Here is a 17793-nt window from a genome sequence, read left to right on the forward strand (position 1 = left end):
TTTTTAAATAAAAGCCATTTAAAATTTATGTAATCTGTTATTTACCTTTATTCTCCTTAGTATTTTTTCGAATCAATCTCAAAAACTAAGGATCATATTGAATTTAATTTGAGGCAGAGTTTTTATAGCTTTATCTCATAATATTAAGAAAGCAAAGGATTGAATCAATTTCATTGATTTTTTCTAAGCGAATATCTATCCACAAAGCTTTTTCAGCGAAAAAGTTGTCCTTTTTAGCTTCCGGAAATAAATGTTTGAATCATCTTTCTTCGCGATTAAAAAGGATGTGTTTCTTCAACAAAAGGTATGCAGATGTTTTTGCTTAGTTCCAAAATTTTGCACCTGATCCATTTTTTCAGGATCTGGCAACCCAACAAAAAACCCGCCAAAAAAAAGACGGGTTCTATGTTTTTTAAATAAGCAGTTCTTATTCTGCAGATTTCTCTTCTGTTGTTGGAACGTCAGGAGACTGAGTAGCAACTTCTTCAGCTTCTTCTTCATCTTCATCATCCATTGCAGCAGCACCACCTTTCATTGCATTTCTAGACATCTTAACAGCAACTACTACTGCATTGTCTGGGTGCATGAAAGAATATCCATCTGTCTTGATTCCACCTACGTAAAGTTTGTTTCCGATTCTTAATGGAGTAACGTCAACAACGATTTCGTCAGGAAGGTTAGCAGGGATAGCTTTTACTTTTAGCTTTCTGAAAGACTGACGTAAAACACCACCAGCAACAACACCTTTAGAACGTCCTGTAATTCTTACTGGAACTTCCATAACAACTGGCTTATCGTCAGATAATTGGTAGAAGTCAATGTGAAGAATTTTGTCCGTAATTGGGTGGAACTGAATATCCTGAAGAACTGCAGGAATTGCCTTCCCGTCAATTTCAATAGATACCGTGTGTGCTTCAGGAGTGTATACTAATCCTTTGAAAGCTCTCTCTTCAGCAGAGAAGTTTAAAGGTGCCTCACCTCCATAAACAACACAAGGAACTAATTCAGCATCACGTAAAGCTTTTGTAGACTTTTTGCCCACGCTTTCTCTTTTTGTACCTTGAATTGTAATAGATTTCATTTATAAAAAATTTAAAAATTTGTTCTAATTTTAATTTGCAAACTATTTAAAATCAATTAAATAACAAATTTACTGCTAATTGATTTGTGCTCATGAACCATTGTCATAACGTCCGCAAATAATGGGGCGCAAGATAGCACTTTTATTTTAGTTGACAAATTATTTTTAACAGGAATTGAGTCAGTTACAATAACTTCCAAGATTTTTGAGTTCTCAATATTCTCGTAAGCCTTTCCTGAAAGCACTCCGTGAGTTGCCATTGCTCTTACTGTTTTTGCTCCTTTTTCGATCAGGATATCTGCCGCTTTACAAAGCGTTCCTGCAGTATCAATCATATCATCGATAAGGATTACGTTTTTACCTGTAACATCCCCAATAAGGAACATCTCTTCAACCACGTTTGCCTTTTTTCTTTCTTTATAGGCAATTACTACTTCAGCCCCTAAGTGACCTGCATAGTTTTTCGCTCTTTTTGCACCTCCCATATCCGGAGAAGCAATGGTAAGGTTGTCAAGATTTAAGGATTTAATATAATCAACGAAAATTGTAGATGCATAAAGGTGATCTACAGGAATTTCGAAGAACCCTTGAATTTGATCTGCGTGAAGATCCATTGTCATCACTCTTGTTGCTCCCGCTGCAGTAAGAAGGTTAGCAACTAGCTTAGCACCGATCGGCGCTCTAGGTTTGTCTTTTCTGTCCTGTCTGGCAAGTCCGAAGTAAGGGATTACAACGGTAATGCTCTTTGCAGAAGCTCTTTTCGCTGCATCAATCATTAGAAGAAGTTCTAAAAGATTGTCTGCAGGTGGGAACGTAGATCCGATTAGGAAAACCCTTCCTCCTCTTACAGATTCGTCCAAAACAGGCTCAAATTCCCCGTCGCTGAACTCCTGAAAGTTGATTTTTCCTAATTCTTTCCCATAACTCTGGGCAATTTTCTCTGCCAAGTCCCTGCTGGTTCTTGTACAAAATAGATAACTTAACTGATCGGCCATTTTTACTTTTTAAAAGATTTTGCAAATTTAAAAAAAAACCACAAGAATTACTCCTGTGGTTTTTAAGTTTTTATTTAATCAAATAATTATGGGAATGTAACTCCTGAATATTTGCTAGGATTTACCTGTGGTAAAGTAGATTTATACCTCATGTTGATCGTCTTGATAAATTCATTCGCAACAATTCCGTAGCCTCTACCTGTAAGGTGAACACCATCAAGCGAGAAAGCTCCTCCTGTAACGAATGTTGCAGTATATCTTACACCATCCCAGATAATTCCTGATTGAGAATTTAATTCCTTCATTTTAGCATCCATATCTACAAATGCCAACCCTTTATCTGTTGCTGCTTTTTTAATAGCCGTATTATATGCAGTGGTAGCAGTCAATACTTTTGCTGTTTCAAGTTCAGTCAATACATATTTATCATCTAAAGGAACTGATGTTCCACCTCCTGCTTGCGGAGTAAGAACCTTACTTGCTGGTAAAAGAATTAAGTCTTTCACTGTAGTCTGTCTGTATTTCGGAAGTCCCGGAACAGTTGACAAATCTTTATCTACAATCACAGCTCCGTTAGCAACAGCTCCTGCGGTAAACTTGATAAGTCTTTTCTGATATTCTGCATCATTGATCGCACCTAATGTTTTAGCCTGAAGCAATCCTCCATTATACTGAGCATATGCTGTATTCAATTGATTTACCTGAGCATCCGTTAATCCAGTAAGTGGCATAGCCGGTACTCTTGTAAAGTAAGGAACATTGGTAACTGTCGGAATATTAGCAATAACTCCTTTTCTTTTTGTTCCTGCAGGGAATAATTGTTCTACCAGATATGCATAGGTATTACTAAATCCTACGCCTACCGGTCCGTCTACAGGGGTAATTGGCACAGCTGGATCTGCTCCACCAGAAGTAGCATATAAAAGAACATCATTATTACCAATCCATAAAGAAATAAAAGTAGGATCCTGCTTTAAGGCATCTTTTACTACTGAAGTACCAGGTGTAGATGCAAATCTTACAAAATATGGATTTGCAGTAGGCGCCACCGGAGTTAACCCTGCCTTATTACCATACCCATCAGCTAATAAATGTGCTACTCTTGCTCCCGGAACTCCCATATTTTGATATGGACCGCCTGCCGTAACATCATCTAATGCTGCAGCCGGAGCACTTTCTACTGGTGCTAAGCTTCCGTTAACCATCTGAAGAGTCAGTTTTCCAGAGAAACCTGGTATCCCGATAAATCCTCCTACATCATTAGGCATCATAGGTTGCTTGAAAGCTCCTCCTCCTGCTAATTGCATTTGTCCTGCAATCATACTTGGATAAGATTCACTTTGTCCGCTGCTATAAAGCGTACCGTCTCTATATCCTGCTGTTAATGAGTTTCCTAATGAAATATATCTTGAAAAGTCTGCCTCTCCGCTTGTTACCTGAATATCTTTTACATCAGTATCAAAATCTGTTTTACAGCTTGTTAGAGTAAAAAGAACTGCAGATACTGCGATTGTTGACATTATAATTTTTTTCATAGTCTTTCTTTTAATTTAAAAAGGGTTATAAGATAAACCTAGACCAAAGTAAAATGCTGTTGCCTTAGCCTGTCCATAGAACCCAAGAGCAGCATTGTTTACATCTCTAGACTTAGGCATTGCATATCCTCCTGCCACATCAATTCCGAATTGTTTCAACTTAAATCCTACCCCACCTGTAACTACGAAAGTATCGAATGAAGGAGTTTCCGGAATAAAGTTTTCTGTAGTATAAGGGGCTTCGTCATAATAAGCACCTAAACGTCCGTAAATGATATTAGAGAAGGCATATTGAGTACCTAATCTGAATGTTTTAGAGTTTCTGAAGTTTTTAGGATTTACAAGAACTGTTGGATCTGATGGCTGATTACCAATAGGAGCATTCTCGAAATCTAATGTAAGCTTGCTGTATCTTTCCCATCCATGGTAGTTAAAGTCTGCAGAAACTAACCATTTTGGAGTAATTTTATATGTTAAACCAATTGTATATTCTTCTACTAATGGAAGTGTTGCAGAGAACCCATCCTGCCCTGCAGCATTTAATTTAAGTAATGAATAAGGGGACTGTGTAGGGAATTTAAATGTTGCTGTCCCATGCTTAGCTTTCATATCAATTGCTGAACGGTAAGCAATACTCACATCCAATTTCGGATCAGGTCTGAAATAGAAACCGAATCCATATCCGTGCCCGCTTGCTTTTTCATCATTAATATTTACCTGTCCGTTGAATTGTGTAACAGCCTTATCCCAATCTACCTTTCCTCTTGCGTAGATATAGCTTGCTCCGAAAGATACCCAATCCGCCAGTTTCACAGAAACCATTGGCTGGAAGTAATAACTCTTCAGCTCCATTTTCTGCACCATTTCCTTGCCCTCCCAGTTTTCAGGCCATTTAATTGTACTTCCGAAAGGAGTTGAAAAACTGAAACCTACTGATAGTTTTTCTATTGGTTTATAAGTAATCGCTGCATAGATTGGGGTTCCTATTGGATTGTCCGTCTCTGTACTCTGTAAGGTATTTAAGTTTTGAAAAGTAACTTTATTACCTGCACCAAACCCTCCAGCTACTACACTCAGCTTAGTAGGGATAAATGACATACCCGCTGGGTTAAAAAATGTCACACTCGCATCTTCGGCATGAGCACTAGTATGCGCCATTGCCAATTGCTTTACCCCCTGCAAAGACACTCTGAAGCCCCCTGCGTAAGATAAAACGCCCGCCAATAAAGCAGTTGATACTAATATTTTTTTCATAGACTATTATTATATAATCCAAATATAAAATTATTTTGAATACGTCTGTTAATATTTCCTAATATTTTAAACAATATGCCAAAAGAAAATTATGTTTAAAATAACATTCCAGACATAATAAATCATAAATGTATATTTAACAAGCTTTTAATAAAACACAAAAACCAATAAAGAAAACTTGTTTAATATTAAACAAATGTTTAAAAAGTCGATTAACATTTTTAAATAAAAAGTTAAATAAAATAGCGCGAAAAAAATTAAGTTAAACAGCTTCGTTCTTATTCATAAAACAATACCGATTTCGGCATAGTTATAACCCGCTTCTTATCAGGTTAAACCTTCCATTCCTTATTAAAATACAGAAATGTTTTACCCGAATTCAGGTTATTTGAGTATTTTAGAATCGCATAAAGAGAAAAATACATAAATTTGCAAGATTATAAATAATAAAAATATGAGTTGTGGATGTAAAACATCCGGCGATTCTGCACATTCTTGCGGTCCTAAAAAGACTGCAAATGGCTGTGAAAATGTAAATACCTGCGGGAATAGTTATAAATTAAGTGTTTTTGACTGGCTTTCTAACATCAACAATCCAGCACCAAACAGGTGTGATTTTGTAGAAGTTAGATTTAAAAATGACAGAAAATCGTTTTATAAGAATGTAAACAATATTCCTTTACATATTGGTAGCGTAGTTACAGTAGAATCTAGTCCGGGACACGATGTAGGCGTAGTAAGCCTTACGGGAGAACTAGTGAAAATTCAGATGAAAAAGAAGAAATTTTCAGAAGAATTGGCACTTAAAATATATAGACAAGCCAACCAAAAGGATCTTGAGGTATGGCAGGAAGTCAGAAAAAAGGAAGACGCTGTAAAGCTTGAAGCTAGAAAAATAGCTCAAAGAATAGGTCTTGAAATGAAGGTTACTGATGTTGAATATCAAGGTGATTCCTCAAAGATCACTTTTTATTACACAGCTGATAACCGGGTAGATTTCAGACAATTGATTAAAGATTACGCCGGTGCTTTCAGAACGAAGATCGATATGAAACAGATCGGATTCAGACAGGAGGCTGCAAAAGTAGGCGGAATTGGGTCTTGTGGACGTGAACTTTGTTGTTCTACTTGGCTTACAGACTTCAGATCTGTAAACACCAATGTAGCAAGATACCAGCAATTAAGTATCAACCCGCAAAAACTTGCCGGACAATGTGGTAAACTTAAATGTTGTCTAAATTATGAACTGGACAGCTATCTGGACGCTTTAAGCAATTTCCCTTCTTCTTCTACCACACTGGAAACAGAAAAAGGTAAGGCATTCTGCATCAAAATAGATGTCTTTAAAAAGAAAATGTGGTTTGCCTATGTAGACAACTCCATTGCTTGGTATGATTTCGATATTGATCTTGTTAAGAAGCTGATTTCTAAAAACAAAAGAGGTGAAAAGATACTTCCTCTTGAAGATCTGAAACAGCCTGATACACCTACTCAGAGCATCGATCTGATTCAGGAGAACAACGTAGACCGTTTCGAAAAGAAAAACAGAAACAACCGAAACAGAAACAACCAGAATAAGCCTAACAACAATAACCCGGGGCAGGGACAACCTCAGGGACAAGGGCAAAAGAAGAACAGACCTGAAAGGCAAGAAAGACCTAACAGAACTGAGAAACCTGAAAACCCTAGCGCTAATTCCGGAAATCAACCCAGACAGCCCAAACCGCAACAGCAACAGCAACAAAAAGCTCCTGTGGAAAAGGCAATAAAGGCTGATGCTAATTCTAATACAGAAAAAGCACCGCAAAGCAACCCGAACAAGAAAAAATTTAAAAAGAAATATCCTCCAAAAAAAGATAAAAATGCGTAACATTTTAGGATTACTGACCTTTATCCTTTTCTTTAGCTGCAACTCTTCTTCAGGAGAAGATGTGATTATGAATTCCGTTGATAATAAGTGGAATAAGAAAAGTGAGCAGAAATTTAATCTTGAAATTTCAGATCCGCAGAATCCTAAAAATATTATATTTGTCGTAAGAAACAATAACGATTATCCTTACAGTAATATAAGGTTTATTGTAAATTTCACGAACCTGCAGAACAAGAAAAAGGAAACAGACACCTTAAATTATGTTCTGGCAAAACCAAGCGGAGAATGGCTTGGTACAGGCTTTGGTGACACGAAGGAAACATTGTTTCAGTACAAAGTAAATTACAAATTTCCAGGAAAGGGAAAATATGAAATCGGGCTTACACAGGCGATGAGAAATGATACCCTTCCGGGAATTGAGGATGTTGGAATAAAAATAGAAACGGCTAAACCGTAACCATAAATGGAAGAAAACAAAAAAAATGCAGGAAGCAAGGGGAAAACATTTCCTCTGCCTCCCAAAAAAAAGAAAGATACCTCCTGGAAAAAATGGGTTTCATTTATTTGGATTGCACTCATTGCGGTAGTTTTAGGGGTTTCAGGGATTTTCTTTTCTGTTTCCCAAGGTTTCCTTGGAGAGATGCCAGATGTGAAAGAACTTGAAAACCCGGATATCTTTGTTGCTTCTGAAATTATTTCTTCAGATGGAGTGACACTAGGTAAATTTGAGAAAGAAAAAACTCAGCCTATCGTTTATAAAGACCTTCCTCCTTACCTTATCTATGCCCTTCAGGCTAAAGAAGATGAGCGTTTCAAAGAGCATTCAGGAATTGACTTATACTCAGTTGCCAGAGCCGTTGCCTATGGTGGTGGTCGTGGTGGTGGTTCTACCATTACCCAGCAGCTGGCAAAACTTCTTTTTACAGGAACTGCTTCTCAGAATAAATTCGAAAGAGCTTTCCAAAAACTGAAAGAATGGGTAGTAGCAGTAAGTCTTGAAAAAAGATATACTAAAGAAGAAATTATCACTCTTTACTTCAATAAATTTGACTTTTTGTTCAATGCAAACGGTATTGAAATGGCATCCAGAGTTTATTTTAACAAAAAGACCTCTGAGCTTACCTTACCGGAAGCTGCAACTTTTGTAGCCATGCTTGAAAATCCAAGAAAAAACAACCCTTACAGATATCCTGAGAAAGCAAAGGAAAGAAGAAATGTTGTACTGGATCAAATGCAGAAAACAGGATATATCAGCGCTGAAACATATGAAAAAGCAGCAAACACTCCGATTGAAGTAGACTTCCATCCTATTAAAAGTATTACTGACGGATATTCTGCTTACTATAAGTTCTACCTGAGAAAAGAAATCGATAAATATCTTGAGTCTCACGAAAAAGAAACGGGTAAAAAGCTGAATCTTTACAAAGACGGTTTAAAAATATATGTTACTCTTGATTCTAAAATGCAGAAGTATGCAGAAGAAGCTATCAAGGAACACTTAACGGATCTTCAGAAAAGATTTGATGCTGAGCAAAGAGGAAGAAAGAACAGACCTTTCTACTACCTTACTGATAAGCAGATCAAGGATGTAATGGTTCAGGCAATGAAGAGAACCGGACGTTATAAGCTTTTAAAAGCAGACGGAATGCCTGAAGATTCCATTATGATGGAATTCAAAAAACCAATCAAAACTTCACGATTTACATGGAGCGGAGAAGAAGAAGTTGAAATGTCACCTTGGGACTCTATCAGGTACCACAAACAAATTGCACAGGCAGGTTTAATGTCTATGGTTCCGGGAACCGGAGAAATCAAAGCTTGGGTAGGTGGTATTGATTGGCAGCACTTCCAATATGACCATATCAAACAAGGTAAGAGACAGGTAGGATCTACCTTCAAGCCATTTGTATATGCAACGGCAATTATGAAACTGGGAATGACTCCTTGTTCTACCGTTTCGAACGGAACTTATGATCACAATGGATGGCATGTACCGGGAAGAGGAGGAATGCTTACCTTAAAAGATGGTTTAGCCCACTCTCAAAACCCGATTGCTGCAAGACTTATTGAAATGACAGGTGTAGATGCCGTTATCCAGACAGCAAGAGATTTAGGAGTAACGGAAGACATTCCTAGAAACAATACTATCGCATTAGGTTCATCAGATATTACAATCTATGAAATGCTAGGTGCCTACAGTACATTTGCTAACTATGGTAACTACAATAAGCCGGAAATGATCTGGAGAATTGAAGATGCCAATGGTAGAGTAATCAAAGAGGTAAATGTAGAGCCTAAAGAGGTAATGAATCCAATGTATGCATACACTATGATCGAACTGATGAAAGGTGTTGCACAATATGGTACTGCATCAGGAGAATTAGGAAGAAGAGGAATCTCAAAAGCAGTTGAAATTGCTGCCAAAACAGGTACAACACAGAATAACTCCGATGGTTGGTTCATGGGTATTACACCAAAACTGGCAACAGGAGCTTGGGTTGGATGGGAAGACAGAGCAACCCACTTCCTTGGCACCGGTGAAGGACAGGGTGCGAGAATGGCATTACCAATCTGGGCAATTTTCATGAAGAAAGTATGGGCAGACAAAACATTAGGAGTTACTCCGGATGATAAATTTATCAAACCTTCTGACTGGAAAGACGGCTGTTCAAACCTTAAAGGACTTGGTGGCGGATACGGAGATGACGGAAGTCTTCAGACTATTGACGAGATCAAGAATCCAAGAGCAGCAGATCCTACTCCTAAAAAACCAACAGAAAAGAAAGAAGAAAATATTAATGAAAACCTTCACTCTAACGATGAGGTAGACTTCAATAAATAAATTCTCTTTTAGATATACATAAGACCTTTCAATAATTTGGAAGGTCTTTTCTTTTATAATTAATACCTTTGACTTATGAATATCGAACGCATCCAACAGCCTTTCACTAAAATATTTCCAGGAGATATTTCCAACAATCCTATGCAGCGAAATACTCCCAAGGTCTTATTTTCCACTATTAAACCTGCCGGGTTTGATAAACCACAGTTAATAGCCTTTAACGAAGCTTTATCAGAGACAATAGGATTAGGAAAGTATGAAGAAAAAGACCTTGATTTTCTGGTTGGAAACCATCTTCCCGAAAATGTTAAAACTTATGCTACAGCCTACGCGGGACATCAGTTTGGAAACTGGGCAGGGCAACTTGGAGACGGAAGAGCAATTCTTGCTGGTGAAATCACAAATGACTCAGGAAAAAGAAGGGAAATTCAATGGAAGGGAGCTGGGGCAACACCATATTCAAGACATGCGGACGGAAGAGCTGTTCTCAGGTCATCCGTAAGAGAATATCTGATGAGTGAAGCGATGTATCATCTTGGAGTTCCTACAACAAGAGCTTTAAGCCTTGCGTTCACAGGAGAAGATGTAGTACGTGATATCATGTATAACGGGAATCCACAATTAGAAAAGGGAGCTGTAGTGATAAGAACCGCTGAAAGTTTTCTACGTTTCGGTCATTTTGAACTCATGTCTGCCCAGAGAGAATATAATACCCTTGAAGAGCTGCTTGATTTTACCATCGAAAATTATTTCCCCGAAATTACTTCCAATGATGCTCAAAAATACAGGGACTTTTTTGAAAATGTCTGTACCCGAACTGCAGATCTTATGGTGGAATGGTTCAGAGTAGGATTCGTACATGGTGTCATGAACACCGATAATATGTCTATTTTAGGACTAACCATAGATTACGGTCCTTATTCTATGATGGATGAATATGATTTAAACTTCACTCCAAACACCACCGATCTTCCGGGAAGAAGATATGCTTTTGGAAAACAGGGACAGATTTCCCAGTGGAATCTTTGGCAGCTCGCCAATGCACTTCACCCTATCATCAAAGATGAAAAGTTTCTAGAAGACACTTTAAACAGATATGGCACTTATTTCTGGGAATCCCATGATAAAATGCTTTGCAGAAAGTTCGGATTTGATGAGTTGAAAAAAGACGATGAAGAATTTTTCACTAACTGGCAAGGATTAATGCAGGAACTTCAATTTGACTATACTTTATTTTTTAATCAATTGGAAAAGCTTACCCCTGAAACTGATGTAAAAGAACATTTCGCTAATGCCTCGTATACTTTTTTGAATGAAGAAAATAGAAATAAACTTAAAAACTTCATTGAAAATTACCAATCACGTTTGAGCTTAAACACAATTTCAAGAGAAGAATCTCTAAAAATGATGGAAAGATCAAATCCAAAATTTACTTTAAGAAATTATCTGCTTTATGAATGTATTGAAGAAATTGACAACGGAAAAACTGAAATGCTCGAAAAATTAACTAAGGCACTTGAAAATCCATACAAAGAATTGTTTCCTGAATTCTCAGCCAAAAGACCCTCAGGATATGATGACACAGCCGGATGCTCTACCCTTTCATGCAGTTCTTAGCCAATCAACAATATTTATAAAACCACCAACTTTGGTGGTTTTTATTTTACTTTTGCAAAAAAATTGACCCGTGTCTCTTATCAAAACAAAACTCATTCACTTTTTCAGGCTGGTTTTTCCATCCTCCTATGCAGAATTAGCTGTTTTCCTCTTTTTCATTACCTGCTATGGAATTTTAGGATCTTATATCGCCATTCACTACAGAATTATCTTTGACAACAGAATTCCCTGGGATGCCTATTTCAGCTTTGACAACAAATCTATCCTGATGACCGGAGGCAGCTTTGAAAGACACCCGCTTTCTTATTACTTTTTCAATTGGATCCGAGAATTCTGCCTTTTCATTTCAGGTGGAAAAATGGATGTTAATTTCAGACTTACATTAGCATGGCTAAGCAATATTATCATTACGTTAAATATTATCCAGATTTTTAAATACTTAAAAAACATCATCCAACTACCGTTGTTTTACAGTTTTTTGATCACCTTATTCTTTGGGGTATTCTCAACCAATATTATCCTGTCCTTTACTCCGGAGAACTTCACTTACACACTATTTCTACTTTCACTTTACAATTACTATGCAGCCCTAAAACTGAAAAAGGAACAAAAAATACCAGCCGCAGCACTATCATTGGCAAGTATAACAATTGGAGGACTTACCGTGACAAACATTGTAAAAGTTTTTATTCCCGTCTTATTTGAAAGAGGACTTTTTAAAGACTGGAAGAAAATTGCGAGTGTTATTTTAAGAGGATCAATCGCTATCATCATATATGCACTACTTTATCTTAACAGAATTGATTTCAAGTATCAAAATATATTCTCAAAGACAAACCAGCAGTATGAAAAGTTTTCCAATGTAGAGTCAATGCCAACCTGGGATATGATTATTTCTTTCTTTTTCGGAGGCAATATATTGTTTCCAAGTTTCATTATTTCGGATAAGCACAACATGAAAGGATTTCATTTTAAAGCACTTTACATGGACCTTTATTCATCAGTATTTCCTTATGTTTTTATAGCAATAATACTGCTGTTAGTAAGTTGGAGTTATATAAAGAATTTTAAAAATAAATGGGTGCAGATAATCGCTGTTTCATTTTTCATAGACATTATCATTCATTGCATCATGAGATTCGGATTGCACACGTCTTACATTTATGGAGGACATTTCGTTTTTGTATATCCATTACTTATAGGCTGGCTGTTCTACGCTTACAGATCATACCCAAAAATGATTGCATTTTTAACCCTAACAATCAGTGTATTATTCGTCTATTTACTTTCAAATAACCTGTTTAGAATATTAGAATTCTTTTGGTTTCTGGAAACTTATTATCAATAAAAAAAGCTGAGAAAAATCTCAGCTTTTTTATTTTTTTCAATCGAAAATTTATATTTCTATTTTGCTTCCGCACAGAAAATTCTATACTGCACAGCAACTGCAGACTTGAAGTATTCTCTGATCTTTGAAAGATCTCCTGAAGCACTTTGTTTAGTAAAATAACTTCCTGCAAGAATTTTATAATTCGGTCTTAAAGAAGCATCTGTTTCTACTTTCAGGTTAGGAAATCTTTTTCTGAAATAAGACTTTACCTCATTTGCTTCTTCATTACTTTTTACTGTTGTAATCTGAATTTTATATCCTAAAATTCTAGGATTTTTTTTACAAATTTCAGCGTTTGTCAATTCCCTATTCGGTACATAAATCTTTGGCGGTTTTGCAATCACTCCTGAAGAGATAGCCGAATCATTACTGCTAAAATCTTTAGTGGAATTATTGGTCGCAACCTTTGAACACTTCCCTTCAATTCCTTCCAGGGCAGCATTTATTTTAGAATCCATTGTCATGACAAGCTCCGTTCCCGAAAGCGTATCTTTTTTAACAACCTGCTGAGCTTCAATATTATAAAATCCAAATAACGATAATATCGAAAATATTTTAATCAAATTTCTCATTTAAACTTGTTTCCGCAAATTTATACAAATTAAAAAACTATACCAAACAGGTTATTTAGAATCAATACAAATTAAACGTAAATGATATTTTCCCTTTTGGATATGCCGTTAAATTTCTGTTAAAAATATTATTTTTGCGGAATTGATTGAATGTTCAATAATTTACTAACATAAGATAATTTAAATGATTAGTTGGAGAAAGCATTATAAAAAAACGTTGATCGCAATAGGCTTATTGCTATCAACCAGTGCTTCATTTTACGGGCAAGACGGCGATCCTAAAAACGGAGAGAAACTTTTCAAAGCGAATTGTACTGCATGTCACGCGCTGGACAAACAAGTTGTAGGACCACCCTTAAAAGGTGTTGTAGAACGTGTAAAGACAGAAGGTGGTGTAGACAAAGATTGGCTTCACAAGTGGATCAAAGACAACAAAGCTCTTAGAGCTTCTGGGGATAAATACGCCAATGAGATTTTTGAAAAGTACAACAAGACTGAAATGCAGGTCTTTCCAAATCTTACAGATAAGGATATAGACGACATTTTAGCTTTCACTACTAATCCACCAGAACCAGAACCGAAGAAAGATGATGCGAAAGCAACAGCTGGTGAAGGTTCAGCTACTGCAGCACCTGCAGACAAAAGCACAACAAACATCGTTATCATTTCACTTTTAGCCATTGCTGGTCTATTAGTTTGGATCTTGGTAAAACTAAGACAATTAGTGAAGCTGGGTCAATCTGAAGAGTTAACAGGTCTTAACGAGACTAGAGTTCGTTCTTTCAGTGAAATGTACGAGAAGTTCCACTACGTTGGGAAAGCATTATTGGCTATTCTTGCTATTCTTGCTGCTTACGGAGTTTGGAACTGGCTGATGTGGATCGGGGTTTACAAAGGTTATAAGCCTGAGCAACCAATCTACTTCTCTCACAAAATCCACGCTGGAGAACAGAAAATTGACTGTCAATTATGTCACTCTAGTGCTAAATATGGAAAAGTATCTGAAATTCCTTCTATGAACGTTTGTATGAACTGTCACAGAACAATTTCTGAATACAACGCAGATCACTACATGGAGCCAGGAAAAGATAAGGCATTCTATGACGGAGAAATCCAGAAGATCTATGCGGCTACAGGTTGGGATCCTGCAAAACAACAGTACACAGGAAAAACACAGCCGGTTGAATGGACAAGAATCCACAACATGCCAGATTTCGTTTACTTCAACCACTCTCAGCACGTAATTGCTGGTGAACAAGCGATCATCAATTCTTTCAACAAGAAGAACCCTAACAACAAAATTGATGTTGTTTGTAAAGCTTGTCACGGAAAAATTGATACAATGAATGTTGTTCAGATGGCTAACGACTTTACGATGGGATGGTGTATCGAGTGCCACAGAACTACTGAGGTTGATATGAACAACGGTTATAATAAAGAGTACTTCAAGAATCTACACGACAAGTTGAAAAAACAATATCCACAAGATGGAGGTAAGATCACTGTAGATGCAATTGGAGGTCTTGAGTGTGGTAAATGTCATTATTAATAACTAAAAAATTAGAAGTATAAATGGCTTCAAACAAAATACAATTCAGAAGTATTCATGAACTTAAAGATCCAGCTTTAAATAATAAGCTGGCTCAGAAAGAGTTTCAGGAAGAAATTCCGGTAGAAGATTTCCTTGGAGATGCTGAGACAAACGGATCTAGTACTTCAAGAAGAGATTTCCTTAAATTACTAGGATTCTCTACAGCAGCAGTAACATTGGCTGCCTGTGAAGCTCCGGTAATCAAAACGATTCCTTACGTGGTAAAACCACACGATATTATTCCGGGAATCCCTAATTATTACGCTTCAACATATTTTGACGGTTTCGACTTTGCTAGTGTATTAGTAAAAACTCGTGAAGGTAGACCCATCAAGATTGAACCAAACCCAGCTGGTGGTGATTTAGGTAAAACTAACGCAAGAGCTCAGGCAAGTGTACTTTCTCTTTATGATAACGATAAAGTAAAACAGCCTAAACTAGACGGTAAAGATGAAACTTTCGATAAAGTAGACAGTTTTGTTATTAAAGGTTTAGAAGAAGCAAAAGCGTCAGGCAAAAAGATTGTGGTTTTATCACACTCTTTTGCTTCACCAACTTTCAAAAAGTTATTTGCTGAATTCAAAGCAAAATATCCTACAGCTGAATTAGTAACATTCGATGCTTTCCCTTACTCTGCAGGATTAGATGCTGCTCAGGAAGTATTCGGACAAAGAGCATTACCTGTTTATGACCTTAACGGTTCTGAATTGGTAGTTTCTTTCCAAGCTGATTTCTTAGGAGACTACAACGCTTCAAGCTTAGAGTCTTCTTACGCAGCAGCAAGAAAGCCAGGGGCAAACATGTTAAGACACATCCAGGTGGAATCTAACATGTCATTAACTGGTGCTAATGCTGACTCAAGATATAGATTAAAGCCAAGTGCAGTAAACAAAACATTAGTTGAAGTTTACAACGCAATCGTAGGTGGTGGTACTTCTGATAAGACTGCAACTGAAATTGCTAACGAACTTAAAGCAAAAGGAAGCAAAGCTGTTGTTTTCGCTGACGGTTCTAAAGGAGCACAGGTTTTAGCACACTTAATTAACCAAAAATTAGGTTCAGTAGCTTTCACTGGTAAAGCAAACTTCCTAAAAGAATTCAACGGTGCAAGATACCAGGAATTCCTAGGATGGGTAAATGGTGGACAAGTTGGTGTATTAATTACAAACAATGTAGATCCTATCTATGCTCACCCGAAAGGAGAAGACTTCAAGAAGTCTTTATCTAAAGTTCCTTACGTAATTGCTGTTGCTGATAAGAAAAATGAAATGTACAAAGCAGCTAAGGCTGTTATTCCAGTTGCTAACTGGTTAGAGTCTTGGGGAGATATCGAACCACAGACTGGAGTATATTCATTAATGCAGCCTACGATCCAAAAGATCTACAAGTCAAGACAGATTGAAGAATCTCTATTGGTTTGGAAAAACGGTAAGAATAATGCTGCAAACAACTACTATGATTATTTAAAAGCGAATTCTGCTTCTCTTCTAGGTGGTACTTCTTTCAACAAGGCATTATATAACGGTATTAACCCTTCTACTAACTCAACAACATTATCTTACGCAGGAGGAAACGCTGCACAGGCTGTTGCTGAATTAGGAAATTTCAAAGCTTCTGAATTAGAATTAGTATTATACACTAAGACTTCTATGGGAGACGGAACTCAGGCAAACAACCCTTGGTTACAAGAGTTACCTGACCCGATCACTAGAATGGCTTGGGATAACTACTTGACAATTTCTCCGAAAGACGCAGAAAAGTTTGCTATCGATAACGATCTTAACGCGAGAATGCAGTTAGATGGTTCTATCGTAAACCTTACGGTAAACGGAGTTACAATAAAAGATGTTCCTGTATTCGTACAACCAGGACAAGCAGAAGGATCAGTAGGTCTTGCTCTTGGATATGGTAAGAAAAACTCAGGAGCTACAGCAGATACAGGAGTAAATGCTTATCCTTTATTCGATGGTTCTAACCTTGTTGTTTCAGGGGTGAAAATTGAGAAAACAGGAGAAGATCATGAATTCGCAGGTATCCAGCTTCAAAATACATTAATGGGTCGTTACGAAATCGCTAAGGAAGTTCCTTTAGCTGAATTCATCAACGTACCATTCGATGATGAGCACAAAGGATGGAACAAGCCTTTGGAATACCACACAATCAGTGGAGCTCTTCCAGCAAGAAAAATTGACCTTTGGGATGCATTTGATGATACTGACGGTCCTCACTTCAACTTATCTATTGACTTGAACTCTTGTACAGGTTGTGGAGCATGTATTATTGCTTGTCAGGCTGAAAACAACGTTCCTGTAGTTGGTAAAGAAGAAATAAGAATGTCTAGAGATATGTATTGGTTAAGAATTGACCGTTACTATTCTTCAAGACAGAAAGTAGAAGTATACGAAGGATTAAAAGAAGGAATGGCTGTACCTGAATTGTATGGTACTGCATTCGGAGACGGAGGAGCATTGAATCACCCGGCTGATAATCCAGATGTAATCTTCCAACCAGTAATGTGTCAGCACTGTAACCACGCTCCATGTGAAACTGTATGTCCGGTAGCGGCTACTTCACACGGTAAGCAAGGTCAAAACCATATGGCTTACAACAGATGTATCGGTACAAGATATTGTGCAAACAACTGTCCATACAAAGTAAGACGTTTCAACTGGTTTACTTATAACCTAAATGACAAGTTCGATTACAACATGAACAACGATTTAGGAAGAATGGTACTTAACCCGGATGTAGTTGTAAGAACTAGAGGGGTAATGGAGAAATGTTCAATGTGTATCCAAATGACTCAGAATACTATTCTTGAGGCTAAGAAAGAAGGAAGAAGAGTGAAGGATGGAGAATTCCAGACTGCATGTTCTAAAGCTTGTTCTACGGGTGCAATGACATTTGGAGACATGAATGATAAAGATTCTTCAATTAGAAAGGTGTATGCCTCTAACAGAAGATATTATTTACTAGAGGAGATCGGAACAAAACCAAACGTGTTCTATCACACTAAAGTAAGAAACAGAGTAGAAAAATAAAGTTT

General features: G+C 37.1%; 12 protein-coding genes. 7 read left to right on the plus strand and 5 right to left on the minus strand.

The window, feature by feature from the left end; translation table 11 throughout:
• Positions 1–427 precede the first annotated feature (427 nt).
• The 4 genes from AC5YGG_RS01680 to AC5YGG_RS01695 form a co-directional block, all read right to left on the minus strand.
• On the minus strand, positions 428–1081 hold the full coding sequence (locus tag AC5YGG_RS01680) for a 50S ribosomal protein L25/general stress protein Ctc (protein WP_496142684.1): 654 nt from the start codon (positions 1079–1081) through the stop codon (positions 428–430).
• Positions 1082–1137: 56 nt separating this feature from the next.
• Positions 1138–2076 (minus strand): ribose-phosphate pyrophosphokinase, encoded by a 939-nt coding sequence (locus AC5YGG_RS01685; protein ID WP_076552027.1) that lies wholly within the window; start codon positions 2074–2076, stop codon positions 1138–1140.
• Positions 2077–2162: 86 nt separating this feature from the next.
• Positions 2163–3611 (minus strand): G-D-S-L family lipolytic protein, encoded by a 1449-nt coding sequence (locus AC5YGG_RS01690; RefSeq protein ID WP_496142685.1) that lies wholly within the window; start codon positions 3609–3611, stop codon positions 2163–2165.
• A 15-nt stretch (positions 3612–3626) separates the two neighbouring features.
• The gene (locus tag AC5YGG_RS01695) at positions 3627–4865 is read right to left on the minus strand and encodes an OmpP1/FadL family transporter (RefSeq protein ID WP_496142686.1); all 1239 of its coding nucleotides are present in this window, start codon (positions 4863–4865) and stop codon (positions 3627–3629) included.
• A gap of 454 nt (positions 4866–5319) precedes the next feature.
• Between AC5YGG_RS01695 and AC5YGG_RS01700 the strand changes: the two genes are divergently transcribed.
• The 5 genes from AC5YGG_RS01700 to AC5YGG_RS01720 all read left to right on the plus strand — a co-directional run bounded on the left by AC5YGG_RS01700 (position 5320) and on the right by AC5YGG_RS01720 (position 12542).
• On the plus strand, positions 5320–6735 hold the full coding sequence (locus AC5YGG_RS01700; protein WP_496142687.1) for a PSP1 domain-containing protein: 1416 nt from the start codon (positions 5320–5322) through the stop codon (positions 6733–6735).
• Positions 6728–7192, plus strand: a complete 465-nt coding sequence (locus AC5YGG_RS01705; RefSeq protein WP_496142688.1) for a gliding motility lipoprotein GldH — start codon at positions 6728–6730, stop codon at positions 7190–7192. Before AC5YGG_RS01700 ends, AC5YGG_RS01705 begins: the two co-directional genes overlap by 8 nt.
• 6 nt (positions 7193–7198) lie before the next feature.
• A complete protein-coding gene (locus AC5YGG_RS01710) occupies positions 7199–9577 on the plus strand; it encodes a transglycosylase domain-containing protein (RefSeq protein ID WP_496142689.1) in 2379 nt (792 codons plus the stop codon).
• A 75-nt stretch (positions 9578–9652) separates the two neighbouring features.
• Entirely contained in the window at positions 9653–11194 is a 1542-nt protein-coding gene (locus AC5YGG_RS01715) for a protein adenylyltransferase SelO (RefSeq protein WP_496142690.1), read from the plus strand.
• 70 nt (positions 11195–11264) lie between these two features.
• Positions 11265–12542, plus strand: coding sequence for a DUF6080 domain-containing protein (locus AC5YGG_RS01720; RefSeq protein ID WP_496142691.1), 1278 nt, complete (start codon positions 11265–11267; stop codon positions 12540–12542).
• Positions 12543–12598: 56 nt separating this feature from the next.
• Here the strand turns inward: AC5YGG_RS01720 and AC5YGG_RS01725 are convergent, their stop codons facing one another.
• A complete protein-coding gene (locus AC5YGG_RS01725) occupies positions 12599–13156 on the minus strand; it encodes an SPOR domain-containing protein (protein ID WP_496142692.1) in 558 nt (185 codons plus the stop codon).
• 184 nt (positions 13157–13340) lie between these two features.
• Between AC5YGG_RS01725 and AC5YGG_RS01730 the strand changes: the two genes are divergently transcribed.
• Both AC5YGG_RS01730 and AC5YGG_RS01735 read left to right on the plus strand, forming a co-directional pair.
• Complete coding sequence (locus tag AC5YGG_RS01730) at positions 13341–14705, plus strand: c-type cytochrome (protein ID WP_065395683.1); 1365 nt, start codon at positions 13341–13343, stop codon at positions 14703–14705.
• Positions 14706–14728: 23 nt separating this feature from the next.
• On the plus strand, positions 14729–17788 hold the full coding sequence (locus tag AC5YGG_RS01735) for a TAT-variant-translocated molybdopterin oxidoreductase (RefSeq protein ID WP_496142693.1): 3060 nt from the start codon (positions 14729–14731) through the stop codon (positions 17786–17788).
• Positions 17789–17793: the final 5 nt, after the last annotated feature.

It is taken from the genome of Chryseobacterium sp. CS2K3, assembly GCF_059515185.1.